Here is a 14,117-nt window from a genome sequence, read left to right on the forward strand (position 1 = left end):
GCTGCGGCTACAGTGCATCGTGTGGAGCGGCAGCAGGTAGGTAGCGGTGCGGCGTAATTTGGCGACGCGACTCGTGGCGGGCTTGGCCGCGATCGCGTTCATTCTCGGTGTTGCGGGGTGTTCGGATTCCGGAGATAACAAGCCGGGTGCGACGATTTCCTCGACGCCGGGCAAGAACGACGGCAAGCACGGGCCGTTCTTCCCGCAATGCGGCGGTGTCACTGACGAAACGGTGACTCAGCAGACCCGGATCACCGGGTTGATCAACACCGCCAAGAACTCGGTGGGATGTCAGTGGCTGGCGGGCGGCGGGATCTCGGGCCCGCACTTCTCTTTCTCCTGGTATCGCGGCAGCCCGATCGGGCGCGAACGCAAGACCGAGGAACTCTCGCGTGCCAGTGTCGAGGACATCAACATCAACGGTCACAGCGGCTTCATCGCCGTCGGCAACGAGCCCAGTCTGGGTGACTCGCTGTGTGAGGTCGGCATCCAGTTCCAGGACGACTTCATCGAATGGTCGATCAGCTTCAGCCAGAAGCCGTTCCCGCCGCCCTGCGACATCGCCAAGGAACTGACCCGGCAGTCGATTGCGAACTCCAAATGAGTAGGTGGATGCGTTTCGGCGCGGCGTTGCTGGCCGTGCTGGCGGTGCTGACGGGTTGTTCCCGGTCCGTCGACGGGACGGCGGTCAAGGCGGGCGGGGCCGGTGTCCCGCGCAATGACAACTCCGAGAAGCAGTACCCGAACCTGCTCAAGGAATGTGAGGTGCTGACCACCGACATTCTGGCCAAGACCGTCGGCGCCGATCCGCTGGACATTCAGAGCACGTTCGTCGGCGCGATCTGCCGGTGGCAGGCCGCCAATCCGGCCGGCCTGATCGACATCACCCGGTTCTGGTTCGAGCAGGGCAGCTTGAGCAACGAACGCAAGGTCGCCGAGGGGCTCAAGTACCAGATCGAGACCCGCTCCATCCAGGGCATCGATTCCATCGTGATGCGGCCGAACGATCCCAACGGCGCCTGCGGTGTCGCCAGCGACGCGGCGGGAGTGGTCGGCTGGTGGGTCAACCCGCAGGCACCCGGCATCGACGCATGCGGGCAGGCGATCAAGCTGATGGAACTGACGCTGGCGACGAACGCCTAACGCGGCACATGGAATTCGACTAGCGCGGCATTCCCGGGTTCCAGCTCTGCCCACCGTTCGGGGACGCGCAGCACGGTGATCCCCGACGTCGGGTATTTCTCCGAAATGCGTTCCGCCGCCTGGATATTGTTGTCGCCGTCGTGAAGGATCAGCGCCACCGACGAGATCGTCGGCTCGTGTCCGACGACGAGCAGGGTGCTGACATCGGCCTCGTCGACTTTGTTCACCTCCTCTATCAGCGTTCCCGGGGTCGCGCCGTACAACTGAGCTACATAGTTGACCCCGGCCTCAATTCCGGTGCATGTCAACGTTTCCCGGGCACGGGTAGCGGTTGAACAGAGCACCCTGTCGATGGTGGGCAGGTTGGCGCGCAACCAGTCGCCACCCAGCGCTGCCTCGCGCCGGCCCCGCGGCGCCAATGGCCGGTCGTGGTCGGCCACTCCGCTGGGGTAGTCCGACTTGGCATGCCGCATCAGCACGAGAGTGAGCTGCCGTCCTGTCACCGGACACACGTTAGCCACCAGATCAGCGCCGGCGCTACGGGTCTTCGTCGTCTTCGGGTATCAGCAGTTTCTCGGGGTGGTGGAAGGAGTTGATCCAACGCCTCAGCGAAACCCATACACTCCGGAGTCGTCAGTGGCTCGGCGCTCAACGACACCACCCGCGAGACCGCGTCCCGCAGCGCATCGAACGCCGCCGTCCAATCCTCACGGGTATTCGAAAACATGTTCGAATGATATCGCCGGGCACCGACGCGTCGTCGACCGTGAAGCGAAAATGTGGATAAACGTCGAACTCTGGATAACTGGGTCGGATCGGGCGTCATCCATGGACTCCCGTTCAGACCTGCCGGTCGACTTCCCCGGACTTGTCGGAGCTCCGACCTACACTCGCGGTGCCTTGGAAATCACGGTTCCGGAAGGGGGTCCCCGACATGCGGTTCCTGCACACTGCCGACTGGCAATTGGGCATGACGCGACACTTCCTGGCCGGCGATGCCCAGCCTCGTTATTCGGCGGCTCGCCGTGATGCGGTGGCGGGGCTCGGCGCGCTGGCCGTCGAAGTGGGTGCGGAGTTCGTCGTCGTAGCCGGCGACGTCTTCGAACACAACCAACTGGCACCGCAGGTGATCGGCCAGTCCTTGGAAGCCATGCGCGCCATCAAGATTCCGGTCTATCTGCTGCCCGGCAACCACGACCCGCTGGACGCATCGTCGGTCTACACCGGTCCGCTGTTCACCGCCGAATGCCCGGACAACGTCAAGGTGCTCGACCGGGCTGGCATTCACCAAGTCCGGCCGGGACTGGAGATCGTCGCGGCCCCGTGGAGCTCCAAAGTGCCTACCACCGACCTCGTCGCTGAGGTGCTCGACGGTCTGCCCGCCGGCGACGCCACCCGCGTGCTGGTCGCGCACGGCGGTGTCGACATTCTCGACCCGGACCGCGACAAGCCGTCGCTGATCCGCCTGGCAGGCGTCGAAAAGGCGTTGTCCGACAGCACGATTCACTATGTCGCCCTTGGCGACAAGCATTCACGCACCGAGGTCGGCCGCAGCGGCCGCGTCTGGTACTCGGGTTCGCCGGAGGTCACCAACTACGACGACGTCGAGCCCGACCCCGGTCATGTGCTCGTCGTCGACATCGGCGAAACCGACCCGCGGCGTCCGGTAAGTGTCCAGGCCCGTCGCGTCGGCCGGTGGCGGTTCATCACGCTGCACCGCCAGGTCGACAACAGCCGCGACATCGCGGACCTCGACCTGAACCTGGACCTGATGACCGACAAGGAACGCACTGTGGTGCGAGTGGCGCTCACCGGCTCATTGACGGTCACCGACCGCGCGAAACTCGATGCCAGCCTGGACCGGTACTCCCGGCTATTTGCCTGGCTGCATCCCTGGGAGAGTCACACCGACCTCGCGGTCGTGCCCGCGGACGGCGAGTTCGCCGACCTGGGCATCGGCGGCTTCGCGGCCGCCGCGGTCGACGAGCTGATCGCAACGGCTCGGGCAGGCGATTCGGACACGGCGCTGGATGCCCAGGCCGCCTTGGCGCTGCTGCTGCGCCTCGCCGACCGGGGTGCCGCATGAAACTGCACCGGTTGGTCATGAACAACTACCGCGGCGTCGCGCACCGCGAGATCGGGTTTCCCGACCACGGCGTGGTGGTCGTCCACGGCGCCAACGAAATCGGCAAGTCGTCGATGATCGAAGCGCTGGACCTCCTGCTGGAATCCAAGGACCGCTCGACGAAGAAAGACGTCAAGCAGGTCAAGCCGACCAACGCCGACGTCGGCTCCGAAGTCACGGCCGAGATCAGCAGCGGCCCTTATCGTTTCGTCTACCGCAAGCGGTTCCACAAGAAACCGGAGACGGAGTTGACGGTGCTGGCGCCGCGGCGCGAGCAACTGACCGGTGACGACGCGCACGACCGGGTTCGGGCGATGCTGGCCGAGACGGTGGACACCGAATTGTGGCGTGCCCAGCGGGTGTTGCAGGCGACCTCGACGGCGGCAGTCGAGCTGTCCGGCTGCGATGCGCTGTCGAGGGCGCTCGACATCGCTGCCGGTGACAGCGCGGCGCTTTCGGGCACCGAGCCGCTGCTCGTCGAGCGCATCGATGACGAGTGTGCGCGCTATTTCACCGCCACCGGGCGCGCCACCGGGCAGTGGGCTGCCGCGGTCAAGCGATTGGACGAAGCAAAAGTCGTTGTGGCTGAGTGTGTGTCGGCCATGGCCGAGGTCGACGAACGGGTGCGGTGCCACGCCGAGCTGACCGGGCAAGTGGCGGAATTGTCGCGGCAGTGCGAGGCCGCCGCGCCCCGCCTTGCCGGCGCGCAAGCCGCCGCGGATCGCGTTACCGCACTGGCCGACCAGGTCAAGGAAGCCAAACTGGTCGCGGCCGCCGCCGTCGCAACCAGTGCCACATCGTTGGCCGCGCACGCGGGCCGGCTGGCGTTGGTCGCCGAAATCGAAAGCCGCACAGTAGCTGTCGCTGCCGTAAGTGCTGAAGCGCAACAAGCCGCGGCCGCGATGGCGACGGCGTCCGCCGCAGCAGCTGAGCTGGAAGCCGCCGCCGACGCCGCGGCTCAGACCCTCACGGCAGCGCAAGATCGCGCCAAAGCCGCACAAAGTCACCTCGACCGCATCGCCGAACGCGAAGAGGCCGAGCGGCTGCGCGGGCGACTCGCCCGGATCGACGACGCCTACGGTCAACTCGAGAGCATCGACCAGGAATTGTCCGCGATCGTGCTCACCGACGAACTCCTGCAACGAATCGACACCGCGGCCGCCGCCGTGGATCGCGCCGGCTGCCAGCTGGAGTTGATCTCCGCGGTCGTGGAGTTCACTGCCCAATCCGACATCGAGCTGACCGTCGGCGCCGAACGGGTTTCGCTGACCTCGGGTCAGAGCTGGTCGATCACCGCCACCCAGTCCACCGACATAGAGGTCCCCGGCGTGCTGACGGCGCGGGTCATTCCGGGTGCCACCGCGCTCGATATTCAGGCGGAATATGATGCCGCGCAACGGAATCTGGCTGATGCGTTGCAAGCGGTCGGTGCCGCTGATGTGCCTGCGGCCCGTGCGCTCGACCAACGCCGTCGCGAACTACACGGTAGCCGCGACCGGCTGACCGCAACGCTGACCGGACTGTGCGGCGACGAGCAAGCCGAGACGCTTCGTGCCCGGCTGGCGCAGCTGCAAGCCGGGCAACCCACGCAGTCCGATCTGTTCGCCATCGACACCGTGACCGCCAGGACCGAACGCGACGAAGCCGATGCGGCCCGGGCGACAGCCCAGGCTGATTGCGACGCCCGGCGGCAGGCCGCTGCCAGCGCCGCCCGTCAATGCGCCGAAATAACCGCTCACACAACGAATTTGCAGAAGAACACGGCGACACAACGCACCGAACTCGACGCGGTGACCGCCCGGCTCGCCGGAGACCGGGCCGGGGTCAGCGACGAGGTGCTCGCCTCGGTGGCCGACAGCGAGCGTCGGGCGGCGCAAGCCGCCGAGCTGCGTGTGACCGAACTCGATCAGGCACTCGCCGCCGCGGCGCCCGACGCGATTGCCGCCGAACTGGCCGAGGCGACGGATGCATCGCGCACCCTGCGCAAGCGTCACGAGGACGCGGTCGCCGCGCTGGAGAAGATCGGCATCGAACTCGCGGTGCTGCGCAGCGAGGGACGGAAAGGCAAGCTCGACGCCGCCGAGACCGAACTCGAGCACGCGACCAGCGAGCATGCCCGAATCGGCGAGCGGGCAAGGGCCGCGCAGCTGCTGCGGTCGGTGATGTCCAGACACCGTGACACCACCCGCCTGCGTTACGTCGAGCCCTATCGCAACGAACTGCAGCGGCTGGGACGCCCGGTTTTCGGACCCACCTTCGAAGTCGAGGTGGACAGCAACCTGTGCATCCTGAGCCGCACCCTGGACGGCGTCACCGTGCCCTACGAGTCGCTCTCGGGCGGAGCCAAGGAACAGCTCGGCATTCTGGCGCGCTTGGCGGGTGCGGCTCTGGTCGCCAAGGAGGACTGCGTTCCCGTGGTGATCGACGACGCGCTCGGGTTCACCGACCCGGACCGGTTGGCGAAGATGAGCCAGGTATTCGACACCGTTGGGGCGCACGCGCAGGTGATCGTGTTGACGTGCAGTCCCACCAGGTACGACGGCGTCACCGGCGCGAATCGCATCGATCTCAATGTGTAGTGCCGAGCCCGCCCGAAGCCTAAACTCAGCCCAAAACGGGGATGCACAATGGACATTTCGCGGGACATTTCGCGCGACTACGTAGTGATCGGTACCGGCTCAGCCGGCGCTGTCCTGATCGACCGACTCAGTGCCGATCCGGGCACCGAAGTGGCGGCGCTGGAAGCCGGCCCCGGCAACACCAACAGGTTCATCGGAATCCCGGCTGCATTCTCCAAGCTGTTCCGCACCGAGGTCGACTGGGATTACCTCACCGAGCCGCAGCCCGAACTCGACGGACGCCAGATCTATTGGCCGCGAGGCAAAGTGCTCGGCGGTTGCTCGTCGATGAACGCCATGATGTGGGTGCGTGGTTTCGGCGCCGACTACGACGAGTGGGGCAGGCTGGCTGACCCGCAGTGGTCGGCGACAGAGATCCTCGAGTATTACCGCCGCATCGAGAACGTCAGCGCGGCGTGGCACTTCGTCAGCGGCGACGACAGCGGAGTCACCGGCCCGCTGCACATCTCCCGTCAGCGCAGCCCCCGGCCGTTGACCGCGACCTGGCTGGCCGCCACCCGGGAATGCGGCTACCCGGCTGTGCAGCCCAATTCCATTGCCCCCGAGGGTTTTTGCGAGACAGTTGTCACGCAGCACCGCGGTGCCCGGTACAGCACGGCAGACGCCTACCTGACCCCGGCGCTGAGCCGCAAGAACCTCACCCTGCTCACCGAGGCCACCGCGACGCGGATCCTCTTCGAGGGCAACCGGGCAGTCGGGGTGGAATATCAGCGCGGCGGCCACACGTCGGTGGTGCACGCCCGCAAAGAGGTGGTGCTCTGCGGTGGCGCCGTCAACAGCCCCCAGCTACTGATGCTCTCCGGCATCGGCGACCGGGACCACCTCGCCGAGCACGGCATCGAAACCCTCCATCACGCGCCGGAAGTGGGCCAGAACCTGCTCGACCACCTGGTGACGCCGGTGGGCTTCGACGTCGACGACGGCAGCTTGTTCGCCGCCGAAAAGCCCAGGCAGCTGATCAGCTACCTGCTGCGGCGGCGCGGCATGCTCACCTCCAACGTCGGCGAAGCCTACGGATTCGTGCGCAGCCGGCCCGACCTCGACCTGCCGGACCTGGAGTTGATCTTCGCGCCGGCGCCCTTCTATGACGAGGCGCTGCAGCCCGCGGCGGGGCACGGCGTGGTGTTCGGGCCCATCCTGGTCGCCCCGGAAAGCCGCGGACAGCTCACGTTGCGATCGGCCGACCCGCACGACAAACCGATCATCGACCCCCGGTATCTGTCCGATCCCGGCGGCGTGGACCGTGCTGCGATGATGACGGGCCTGCGGATCTGCGCCGAGATCGCGCAAGCCCCGTCGTTGCGCGATGTGCTCGGATCCGTCGTGCGACCACGCAACTGCACCGAGCTCAACGAAGAGACATTCGAGACGGCGCTCAACCAGTGTTCGCACACCCTGTACCACCCGATGGGCACCTGCCGGATGGGCAGTGACGAGGCCAGCGTCGTCGATCCGCAGCTGCGGGTCCGCGGGGTCGACGGGCTGCGCGTCGCCGACGCGTCGGTGATGCCCAGCACGATCCGCGGACACACGCACGCGCCGTCGGTGCTGATTGGAGAAAAGGCCGCGGACCTGATCCGCGGGTGACCAGAGCGCTTGAGACAATGTTCGCATGGTCGAACAAAGCCTCTGGATGCAGAAGGTTGCGGCCGATCCGGGGCATTCACACTGGTACGTCGAGCGTTTCCGGACGATGGCGCGCGCCGGCGAGGATCTGCACGGTGAGGCGCGCTTCGTCGATGCGATTGCGTCCCGGGGCGCCCACATTCTCGATGCCGGATGCGGTCCCGGCCGGTTGGGCGGGTATCTGGCGGCCGTTGGCCACCAGGTCGTGGGTGTCGATGCCGACCCGGTGCTCATCGAAGCAGCCGAACAGGACCACCCGGGGCCCCGCTGGCTCGTCGGCGATCTCGCCGAGCTCGACCTCCCCGCCCGCGGCATCAGCGCGCCGTTCGACGTGATCGTCTCGGCCGGCAACGTCATGACCTTCCTCGCTCCCAGCACCCGCATCCAGGTGCTGCGCCGACTGCGTGCCCACTTGGCCAGCGACGGCCGCTTAGCGGTCGGCTTCGGCGCCGGCCGAGGCTATGAGTTCGCCGACTTCCTCGACCACGCAACAGCCGCCGGGTTGGCGCCCGATCTGCTGCTGTCCACGTGGGATCTGCGGCCGTTCGACGAGGACTCCGATTTCCTCGTTGCGGTCCTGCGGATCAGCGCATGAAACCTATTGCGGTGTAATCGAGATCGGCCAGCCCCCGCGCGCCGAAGTTGGCCAGATCGCTGCGGACGGCGATGGTGCCGACGGACTGGATCAGCGGCAGGCTGAACCCCTCTGCCCAGACGAGGCGATCGACCTCGTTGGCCAAGGCCCGGGCCTTGACCGGATCGAGTTCGCCGAGTGTTTGTTCGATGACGTCGTCGATCTGCGGGCTGCCGATCTTGCCGAAATTGCTTTCCCCGTAGGAGGCATAAATCTGGGTCAACCCGGACAGCGGGAACGCGTCGCCTTGCCAGCCGAACAGTGCGATGTCGAACGCGCCGACGTTGACGTAGTTGCTGAAAAAATTACTTCCCGACCGGGATTGAAGCTCGAGCTTGACGCCGATCTCGGCCAGGCTGTGCTGGGCGGTCTGCGTGAACACCTTGGCGTTGGGCGTCTCGTAGAACAGCAATCGGACGGTGAGTTGACGCCCGTCCTTCTCTCGAAACTTCCCGTTCAGCTTCCATCCCAGCGCGTCCAGCTCTCGCCGAGCCTGTTCTGGATTGTAGGGAAAGCTGTTGTCCTGGTAGCCCTCTTGCCCGGCGACGAAGATGTGGTTGTTCAGTGGTACCGGATCAGCCGTCAAGCCGTTTAATGCGACTTTGGCGATAGTCTTGCGGTCGATCCCCCTGCAGATGGCTAGGCGCAGTGCCGGATCGGACAGGATCGAACCCTTGGCGCCGTTCATGGTGAAGTGCGTCCAGCTCGGTGCGGGGGCCCGCCGGATCGAGACGCCTCTGGTGTGCTCGGCGATGACGAGTTGGTCGAGCGAGCCTGTTCCGGTGGCGTCGATCGTGTTGTTCTGCAGCGCCGGCAATCGGGCCATGTCGTCGAGCACCAAGTAGGTGATCGAATCCAGGCGCGGTTGACGACCCCACCATCTAGGGTTGCGCGTCAACGTGATTCGCTGCTTGGCCCGGTCCAGCCCGGTCAACATGAACGGGCCGGCGGATAAACCGGGTCTGTCGAGCCAGCCAGTGTTGAACGCTTCAGGAGTACCGGTCACGCTGGCGGGCAACAGCATTCCGTTGCCGGCGAACATGCCCTCCCATTCGGCGTAGGGCTTGGCGAAGGTCATGACGGCCTGCCGGTCGTCGACACCGCGGGTCACCGAGGCCACCCGCTCGGCGCCCCCGGTCGACGCGATCTGAAAGGCTTTGTCGGCGCCGCTGACGGCGTGAATCTGACTGGCGATGTCCTGCCAGGTGATCGGACTGCCGTCGGACCAGACCGCCTTGGGGTTGATGGTATAGGTGACCACCTGCGGATTGGTCCCGGTGAGCTCGACCCTGGTGAAGTAGTCGGTGTTGACCGTTCTGGACCCGTCCGGCCTGATGATGAACGCGCTAGGCAGGGTGGCCTTGAGCATGTTTGCGGTTTCGGCGCTGTTGCCGTCGATGTGCAAGATGTTGAAGTTGGGCGGCAAGTCGCTGAGGGAAAGCCGCAAATTGCCCCCATCGCGCAGTGTCGCAGGGTTGCGCGGGTTGATGTCGCTGTTCGTGCCCAGCCCGGCGTTTCCGGCAACCGGAGGTGTGGTCTGGGTCGGCGCGGAACAACCAGAAAGCAACAAAGCGCTGATGAGCGCTGCGCTGCACAGGCGGTGCACCACTGCCCTACGCATGATCTGGCTCCGGCTGAGGTACGGCACTCAGCAGCCGACGCGTGTACTCGTGTTGCGGATTGCCGAACACCTGCTGACTGTCACCCTGCTCGACCACCGCCCCGCGAAACATCACCAACACCTGGTGGGCCAGGTGCTTGACCACGGAAAGATCATGAGAGACAAACAAATACGACAAGCCGAACTCGTCTTGTAGGTCCAGCAACAGATTAATGATGCCGGCCTGAATGGAGACATCGAGGGCGGAGACCGGCTCGTCCAGAGCAAGGATCTTGGGCTGCAGGGCCAGCGCCCGTGCGACGCCGATACGTTGCCGTTGCCCGCCGGAGAACTCGGCGGGGTAACGGTCGGCGTCGGCGCGGCGCAGTCCCACGATGTCGAGTAACTCCGCGACGCGGGCCGTGGTGTCGCTTTCGGTAAACCCGTTGGCCAGCAACGGTTCGGCGATCAGATCGGACACGGGAAGACGGGGGTCCAGCGACGCCGCCGGGTCCTGGAACACCAACTGGATGTCCCGTCGCAGCGCCCGTCGGCTGCCTGTGGTCAGAGTCGCGACGTCGGCACCCAGTACCTCGATCGAACCAGATTGCGGCGCAACGAGTTCCAGGACCTGATACAACGTGGTGGACTTGCCCGACCCCGATTCGCCGACAATGCCCAACGTGCGGCCTTGCGACAACTCGAAGCTCACCCCGTCCACTGCCCGGACCTCGCCCACCTTGCGCCGCAGCAACACACCCTTGGTCAACGGATAGGTCTTGACCAGATTGCGCACGCGCACCACGACGCTCGCGTCGTCGGGTACCGCGTCGCCGCGTCCGGTGTCGACGCCGTAGATCTCGGCGGCACTGCGTCCGATCACTTGATCGGTGCGAATGCACGCGGCCCGGTGACCGGGGCCGACCTCGATCAATTCCGGCTCCGCGGCGCGGCATTCGTCGATGGCCAGCGGGCAGCGTGGTGCGAATGGACATCCCGGATCCAGGCCCGACAACGAAGGGGGCGCACCGGGTATGGGGACCAGTCGGGTACCTTGGGCGGCATCCAGGCGCGGGACAGACCCCAAAAGTCCAATGGTGTAAGGCATTTGACGGTCTCGGTAGAGATCACCCACCGATGCTGACTCGACGACCCGCCCGGCGTACATCACCAGGGCGCGGTCGGCGAATTCGGCGACCACCCCGAGGTCGTGGGTGATGATGAGTACTCCGGCGCCGGTGACGTCGCGGGCCTTCTTGAGCACGTCGAGGATCTGTGCCTGCACGGTGACATCGAGGGCGGTGGTGGGTTCGTCGCAGATCAACAGGTCGGGATCGTTGGCGATCGCGATGGCGATCACCACGCGTTGGCGTTCGCCGCCGGACAACTCGTGCGGGAAGGCCCGGGCCCGTTGCTCCGGCTGGGTGATGCCCACCAGCTCGAGGAGCTCCACAGCCCGCACCCGCGCGGCCTTCTTGCCGACGTCGGGTTGATGAACCCGGATCGCCTCGGCGATCTGATCGCCGACGGTGTAGACCGGCGTCAAAGCGGACATCGGATCCTGGAACACGGTGCCGATGGATTTGCCGCGGTACTTCGACATCGCGGTGTCGTCGAGTCCGAGCAGTTCGGTGCCCTGCAACCGCACTGAGCCTCCTACCTCGGCGTACTCAGGCAGTAGGCCCGCCACCGCCATCGCCGCCGCGGACTTACCGGAGCCCGACTCTCCCACCATGGCGACTACTTCGCCGGAGTTGACGTGGTAGCTGATGCCGCGTACCGCGCTGACCGGTTTCGTGTCGGTAGGGAAGGTGACGGACAAACCGGAAATCTCGAGCAGCGGCCTCATGCGCCACCACGCCGCAGAGTTCTGGCGCCCGGATCGAACGCGTCCCGCAACGCGTCGCCGCTGAGGTTGGCGCACAACACAATCAGCACCAGCACCCCAGCCGGAAACAGGAAGACCCAGGGAAATGTGGTCGCGGACTGGGTACTGTCTGCGATCAGGGTGCCAAGCGACACGTCCGGTGGCTGGACGCCGAACCCGAGGAAACTCAATCCCGTCTCAGCGAGGATGGCGGTTCCGACGTTGAGGGTGGCGTCGATGATCAGAATCGAAGCCACGTTGGGTAGCACGTGGCCGACGATGATACGGCGGCTGGAAACTCCCATATATCTTGCCGCTCGGATGAATTCGCGTTCCCGCAGGCTCATGGTCAGCCCGCGCACCATGCGAGAGCTGACCATCCAGCCGAAGCCGGCCAGCAGCACCACCAGCGTGATGATGTTCGCGGAGTTCCTGGTTCGCGGCGAGATGATGGCAATCAGATAGAAAGACGGCACCACCAGCATCAGGTCAACCACAAACATCAGCGCCGCGTCGCGCCATCCCCCGAAATATCCCGAGATGGCCCCGACGGTCGCGGCGATACCGGTCGAGATCACCGCGACGCAGACACCGATCAGCATCGACTTCTGCATACCGCGCAGAATCTGGGCAAGCAGATCCTGGCCTATCGCATTGGTGCCCAACCAGTGCCGCGTATTCGGCGGCTGTAGCAACGCATCAAAGTCGAGATCCTGATACGAGTAGGGGAGCACCGGGGGCAATGCATAGCAGCCGACGAACAGCATGACCAGGATTACCAGCGCCACCACCCCGGAGCGGTTACGCAGAAACCGCCGCAGTACCAGGGTGCGACGTGAGGTGAACTGCGTCGGTGTCGCCTGGTTGATGACGGTCATGACACTCGTACCCTCGGGTCGAGCGCAGCGTAGAAGATGTCAGACAGCAGGCCTGCCAGCAATGTTGCGATGGCGGTGAATAGCGATATGGTCACCGCGATGTTGGTGTCCTGAGTAGCAACGGCGCGGATGAACCATTCGCCCATGCCGTGCCAGCCGTAAATCTTCTCGACGAAGACGGCGCCCGTGACCAGACCGGCAACGCTGTAGGCGAACAGGGTGGCCATCGGTATCAACGCGGTACGCAGGCCATGCTTGACCAGCGCGCGACCTCGGGTCAGCCCTTTGGCGCGCGCGGTACGGATGAAATCCTGGCCGAGTACATCGAGCATGGCGTTGCGTTGGTAGCGGCTATAGCCAGACGCACTGAGCAGCACCAGGGTGAGCGTGGGCAACACCAGATGCTTCAACCGGTCGGCTACGGCCGCCCAGCTCCCGTCGTCCACCCCCGGCGACGTCTCCCCGGTGTAGTCGAAGAGCTGGATGCTCAGCGCCCAGTTGACTCGCAGCGCGGCGATGATCAACAGCGTGGCGAGGACGAACGACGTCGTGCTCAGCGTGACGAATGCCCATATGGTCACGACACGGTCGCTGAGTCGGTACTGGCGGATGGCGCCCCAGGCGCCCAGCGCTACGCCCAGCAGCGTGCCGATCACCGAACCGATGACCACCAACCGCAGGGTGACTCCGACGCGGCGCCACAGTTCGGTGCCCACGGGTTGGCCGGTGACGGTTTTGCCGAAATCACCCTGCACAGCGTGCGAAACCCAGTTCGCATAGCGAATCGGAAAAGGCTGGTCCAAGCCCAGATCGTGCGCTTTGGCGTCGATGATCGCCTGCGGCGGGCGGGGATTGCGCTGCAGCAGGCTGTCCAACGGTGAAAACGCAAGTGAGGCCACGCTGTAGGTCAGGAAGGAAGACAGCGCCAACAGCACTATGTACTTGAGCAACCGACGCAAGAGAAATCGCGTCATGCCCGACCCTGTTGCCGCATTGGGACAGGGTAACGATCCAGGCCGTCGAGCACGCTCGGACATTCCGATCCAGCTGATCCACACCAGTGTAATCCGGCGGTCCGATTGTTAAGATCCAGCGCGGCAGCGATCGACGCAGCAAACCCGAGGAGACTTGCGTGACGGTTACCGACGACTATCTGGCCAACAACGCCAACTACGCGAGCGACTTCAACGGTCCCTTGCCGCTGCCGCCGAGCAAACACGTCGCGGTGCTGGCGTGCATGGATGCGCGCATCGACGTGTATCGCGTGTTGGGCATCAACGAGGGCGAGTCGCACGTCATCCGCAACGCCGGCGGCGTGGTCACCGACGACGCGATCCGGTCGCTGGCCATCAGTCAACGGTTGCTCGGCACCGAGGAGATCATCCTGATTCACCACACCGACTGCGGCATGCTCACCTTCACCGACGACGACTTCAAGCGCAGCATCCAGGAGGAGAGCGGTGTCAAGCCGCCGTGGGCGGCCGAGGCGTTCTCGGATCTGGCCGAGGATGTCCGGCAGTCGTTGCGCCGCATCGAGAACAGCCCGTTCGTCACCAAGCACACCTCGCTGCGCGGGTTCATCTTCGACGTCGCGACCGGCAAGCT

General features: G+C 65.3%; 12 protein-coding genes. 7 read left to right on the top strand and 5 right to left on the bottom strand.

What is annotated here, in order from left to right:
* Positions 1-58: 58 nt before the first annotated feature.
* Positions 59-604 (top strand): DUF3558 domain-containing protein, encoded by a 546-nt coding sequence (locus tag AC5Y4D_RS23830; protein WP_499941139.1) that lies wholly within the window; start codon positions 59-61, stop codon positions 602-604.
* The gene (locus AC5Y4D_RS23835) at positions 601-1,143 is read left to right on the top strand and encodes a DUF3558 domain-containing protein (protein WP_499990946.1); all 543 of its coding nucleotides are present in this window, start codon (positions 601-603) and stop codon (positions 1,141-1,143) included. The genes AC5Y4D_RS23830 and AC5Y4D_RS23835 overlap by 4 nt, the downstream gene beginning before the upstream one ends.
* Here the strand turns inward: AC5Y4D_RS23835 and AC5Y4D_RS23840 are convergent.
* On the bottom strand, positions 1,140-1,646 hold the full coding sequence (locus tag AC5Y4D_RS23840; RefSeq protein ID WP_499941135.1) for a SixA phosphatase family protein: 507 nt from the start codon (positions 1,644-1,646) through the stop codon (positions 1,140-1,142). The two genes, AC5Y4D_RS23835 and AC5Y4D_RS23840, sit on opposite strands and share 4 nt — an antisense overlap.
* A gap of 431 nt (positions 1,647-2,077) precedes the next feature.
* Between AC5Y4D_RS23840 and AC5Y4D_RS23845 the strand changes: the two genes are divergently transcribed.
* Genes AC5Y4D_RS23845 through AC5Y4D_RS23860 form a run of 4 tightly spaced genes read left to right on the top strand, consistent with a single transcriptional unit; the run spans position 2,078 to position 8,128 of the window.
* Positions 2,078-3,229 carry a metallophosphoesterase family protein gene (locus tag AC5Y4D_RS23845; RefSeq protein ID WP_499941133.1) on the top strand — a complete coding sequence of 384 codons (1,152 nt, stop codon included), beginning with the start codon at positions 2,078-2,080 and terminating at the stop codon, positions 3,227-3,229.
* On the top strand, positions 3,226-5,847 hold the full coding sequence (locus AC5Y4D_RS23850) for an AAA family ATPase (RefSeq protein WP_500038380.1): 2,622 nt from the start codon (positions 3,226-3,228) through the stop codon (positions 5,845-5,847). Before AC5Y4D_RS23845 ends, AC5Y4D_RS23850 begins: the two co-directional genes overlap by 4 nt.
* A 48-nt stretch (positions 5,848-5,895) precedes the next feature.
* A complete protein-coding gene (locus AC5Y4D_RS23855) occupies positions 5,896-7,494 on the top strand; it encodes a GMC family oxidoreductase (protein ID WP_500038381.1) in 1,599 nt (532 codons plus the stop codon).
* Positions 7,495-7,519: 25 nt separating this feature from the next.
* Positions 7,520-8,128 carry a class I SAM-dependent methyltransferase gene (locus AC5Y4D_RS23860; protein WP_500038382.1) on the top strand — a complete coding sequence of 203 codons (609 nt, stop codon included), beginning with the start codon at positions 7,520-7,522 and terminating at the stop codon, positions 8,126-8,128.
* Here AC5Y4D_RS23860 and AC5Y4D_RS23865 read toward each other — a convergent pair.
* The 4 genes from AC5Y4D_RS23865 to AC5Y4D_RS23880 are packed head-to-tail and all read right to left on the bottom strand — an operon-like array spanning position 8,118 to position 13,486.
* Complete coding sequence (locus AC5Y4D_RS23865; RefSeq protein ID WP_500038383.1) at positions 8,118-9,788, bottom strand: ABC transporter family substrate-binding protein; 1,671 nt, start codon at positions 9,786-9,788, stop codon at positions 8,118-8,120. The two genes, AC5Y4D_RS23860 and AC5Y4D_RS23865, sit on opposite strands and share 11 nt — an antisense overlap.
* The gene (locus AC5Y4D_RS23870; protein WP_500038384.1) at positions 9,781-11,616 is read right to left on the bottom strand and encodes a dipeptide ABC transporter ATP-binding protein; all 1,836 of its coding nucleotides are present in this window, start codon (positions 11,614-11,616) and stop codon (positions 9,781-9,783) included. Before AC5Y4D_RS23870 ends, AC5Y4D_RS23865 begins: the two co-directional genes overlap by 8 nt.
* Positions 11,613-12,512, bottom strand: a complete 900-nt coding sequence (locus AC5Y4D_RS23875) for an ABC transporter permease (RefSeq protein WP_500038385.1) — start codon at positions 12,510-12,512, stop codon at positions 11,613-11,615. Before AC5Y4D_RS23875 ends, AC5Y4D_RS23870 begins: the two co-directional genes overlap by 4 nt.
* Positions 12,509-13,486 (bottom strand): ABC transporter permease, encoded by a 978-nt coding sequence (locus AC5Y4D_RS23880; RefSeq protein ID WP_500038386.1) that lies wholly within the window; start codon positions 13,484-13,486, stop codon positions 12,509-12,511. Before AC5Y4D_RS23880 ends, AC5Y4D_RS23875 begins: the two co-directional genes overlap by 4 nt.
* A gap of 158 nt (positions 13,487-13,644) precedes the next feature.
* On the opposite strand from AC5Y4D_RS23880, the gene AC5Y4D_RS23885 reads away from it, so the two are divergent.
* Positions 13,645-14,117, top strand: a 473-nt coding sequence (locus AC5Y4D_RS23885) for a beta-class carbonic anhydrase (protein ID WP_500038387.1), incomplete at its 3' end; no start/stop codon positions are given.

The sequence above is a fragment of the Mycobacterium sp. NGS67 genome, from assembly GCF_059812185.1.

Bases quoted from the DNA above. Each gene is read 5' to 3' on its own strand.
- AC5Y4D_RS23835 (WP_499990946.1), top strand. From the start codon at position 601: ATGAGTAGGTGGATGCGTTTCGGCGCGGCGTTGCTGGCCGTGCTGGCG.
- AC5Y4D_RS23845 (WP_499941133.1), top strand. From the start codon at position 2,078: ATGCGGTTCCTGCACACTGCCGACTGGCAATTGGGCATGACGCGACAC.
- AC5Y4D_RS23850 (WP_500038380.1), top strand. From the start codon at position 3,226: ATGAAACTGCACCGGTTGGTCATGAACAACTACCGCGGCGTCGCGCAC.
- AC5Y4D_RS23855 (WP_500038381.1), top strand. From the start codon at position 5,896: ATGGACATTTCGCGGGACATTTCGCGCGACTACGTAGTGATCGGTACC.
- AC5Y4D_RS23860 (WP_500038382.1), top strand. From the start codon at position 7,520: ATGGTCGAACAAAGCCTCTGGATGCAGAAGGTTGCGGCCGATCCGGGG.
- AC5Y4D_RS23865 (WP_500038383.1), bottom strand. From the start codon at position 9,788: ATGCGTAGGGCAGTGGTGCACCGCCTGTGCAGCGCAGCGCTCATCAGC.
- AC5Y4D_RS23870 (WP_500038384.1), bottom strand. From the start codon at position 11,616: ATGAGGCCGCTGCTCGAGATTTCCGGTTTGTCCGTCACCTTCCCTACC.
- AC5Y4D_RS23875 (WP_500038385.1), bottom strand. From the start codon at position 12,512: ATGACCGTCATCAACCAGGCGACACCGACGCAGTTCACCTCACGTCGC.
- AC5Y4D_RS23880 (WP_500038386.1), bottom strand. From the start codon at position 13,486: ATGACGCGATTTCTCTTGCGTCGGTTGCTCAAGTACATAGTGCTGTTG.